Raw genomic sequence first — 2,291 nt, forward strand, 5'->3', positions numbered from 1 at the left:
CCAGACGCCCGCTCCGCGACCCGCCCCCGATGCCTGAGCAGCCCCGTCCCGGCGCGCGCCCGCAGCGTTTCTACGGCCTGTTCTACTCGGTGCTCCTGGACGCCGGCGGCGCTCCGATCAGGACGCTGAGCGAGTCGACCGAGGACCACATGCCCGCGCTGCCCAAGCTCAGCTTCCTCCAGGTCGTCGCGCTCAACGGCCGCCCCTTCACCGTCGAGTCGCGCGCCGCCGAGGGGCCGAGCTGGCGCGTCGTCGCCGTGGCGGGCCGCGACGGCGAGAGCCGGGTGATCGCCGTCAACCTGAGCGAAGTGGACGCCACGGTGTCCCAGCTCATCCTGATCGTCGCGGTCGGCGGCGGCGGCACGCTGGTGGTGCTCGGGTTCGGCTGCTACTGGCTGGTTCGCCGCAGCCTGCGCCCGCTCCGTGAGATCGCCCGCACGGCCAACGACATCGCGGACGGCGACCTGTCACGCCGCGTTCCCCTCTGGGCGGGCACCACCGAGGTCGGCAAGCTCGGCCGTTCGCTCAACAGCATGCTCGCCCAGATCGAGGTGGCGGCGCACGAGCGGGAGGCGGCGGCCGAGTCGGCCCGCCAGTCCGCCACGGCGGCCAGGCGGTCCGAGGAGTTGATGCGCAGGTTCATGGCCGACGCCTCGCACGAGCTGCGTACGCCGCTGACCTCGATCAGGGGGTTCGCGGAGCTGTACCGGCTGGGGAAGGAGAAGGACCTGGCCGAGGCCGTACGGCTGCTGAGCCGCATCGAAGGGCAGGCGGCGCGCATGGGGCTGCTCGTGGAGGACATGCTGCTGCTGGCCCGGCTCGACCAGCGGCGGGAGCTGGCCCGGCGGCCCGTGGACCTGCTCAGCCTCGCCGCCACCGCCGTGATCGACGCCCAGACGCTGGCACCGGACCGGAAGATCGAGCTGAGGCGGCTGTTCGGAGGCGAGGGGGAGGTGATCGTGACGGGGGACGAGTCGCGGCTGGGGCAGGTGATCAACAACCTCGTCACCAACGCCCTCACCCACACGCCGCCCGGCACGCCCTTCCAGGTGCGGGTCGGCTTGGACGGCGACCAGGCGGTGGTGGAGGTGGCCGACGAAGGGCCCGGGTTCCCTCCGGAGGTGGCCGAGCGGGTGTTCGAGCGGTTCTACCGCGCGGATCCGGCCCGGAGCGCGGGCGGGTCGGGGCTGGGGCTGTCGATCGCGGCCACGCTCGTGGAGGCGCACGGCGGCATCGTGATGGCGGAGGGCTCGCCGGGCAAGGGAGCGCTGTTCAGGGTGATCCTGCCCGTCGCCGGCACCGCACCCGGCCCCACCTCCTCCTAGAAGACCTCAGCCGAAGGTGTAGCCGTACAGACCGGTGCCCTCGCTGAGCCGGCGCACCTTGCCCAGCTTCAGCCCCTGCTTCCGTGAGCCGGGCGCGTACATGACGAGCCCCTGGTCGGGCGCCGCCACCACCAGCCCGTAGAGCGGCCGCTGCTTGCCCAGCGTGCGATAACGCTCGTTCAAGGGCAGCGCGGTCAGCGCGGCGCCGAAGTCGCGCCCCTTGCCCTTGATCAGGAGGTTCCCCACCCGGGTGAGCCCGCCAGAGGACCGCCCGGCCAGCACCTGGACCGCCTTCTCCCCGGGTACGCCGATCGCCAGCTCGTCGTGGCCGTCGCCGTTGAAGTCACCGGCCGCCAAGGACGCCCCGAACCGGTCGTAGTACCGCGGCACGCCCTCCAGCGTGTTCTGCGACCACGCCTCGCTCTTGTGGGTGGTCAGCCCGCTCCGCGACCCGTACAGGACGTCCACGGTGCCGTCACCGTAGTCCATGGCCCGCTGGTTCGCGCTGAGGCCCTCGCCGGGAACCCCGATGGCCAGGTCGGCGCGTCCGTCTCCGTTGAAGTCGCCCGTGGCCAGCGCGGCCCCGAACGCGTCCCACTTCTCGGAGGCCCCCTTGATCCCGGGGCTGCTCTGGGTGAGCAGCCGCGCCCGCTTCGCCCGTACGTCGATCACGGTCGCCGAGCCCTGCCCGTCCAGCGTGACGCTGTCGGCGGGCGCGCCGACGACCAGCTCGTCCTTGCCGTCCCCGTCGAAGTCCCCGGTCGCCAGTGCCGCCCCCCACTGGTCGGTCACGTTCGCCGCCTGCCGCACCCACGGCGTCTTCTGCGTGATCTGGTACGGCTTGCGCCCCTTCATCCAGTAGACGGTCACCGCCCCGCCCGACCGGTGGCTGGGCGCGCCCACCACCAGCTCGTCCCGCCAACGCTGGCCGGAGGCTCCGCCCTACGGGGGGAAGTTCGACGAGAT

The 2,291-nt window shown here is 72.7% G+C and carries 2 protein-coding genes; one reads left to right on the plus strand and one right to left on the minus strand.

Annotated elements, in window-relative coordinates; genetic code table 11:
* Positions 1–1,325 (plus strand): HAMP domain-containing sensor histidine kinase (locus AB0J09_RS62690; RefSeq protein WP_360713741.1); only part of this gene is annotated, 1,325 nt, incomplete at its 5' end.
* 6 nt (positions 1,326–1,331) lie between these two features.
* Here the strand turns inward: AB0J09_RS62690 and AB0J09_RS62695 are convergent.
* Positions 1,332–2,228, minus strand: a complete 897-nt coding sequence (locus AB0J09_RS62695; RefSeq protein WP_360713742.1) for an FG-GAP repeat protein — start codon at positions 2,226–2,228, stop codon at positions 1,332–1,334.
* Between the last annotated feature and the right edge of the window lie 63 nt (positions 2,229–2,291).

This window comes from Nonomuraea sp. NPDC049784 (assembly GCF_040659615.1).
Lineage (GTDB): Bacteria > Actinomycetota > Actinomycetes > Streptosporangiales > Streptosporangiaceae > Nonomuraea.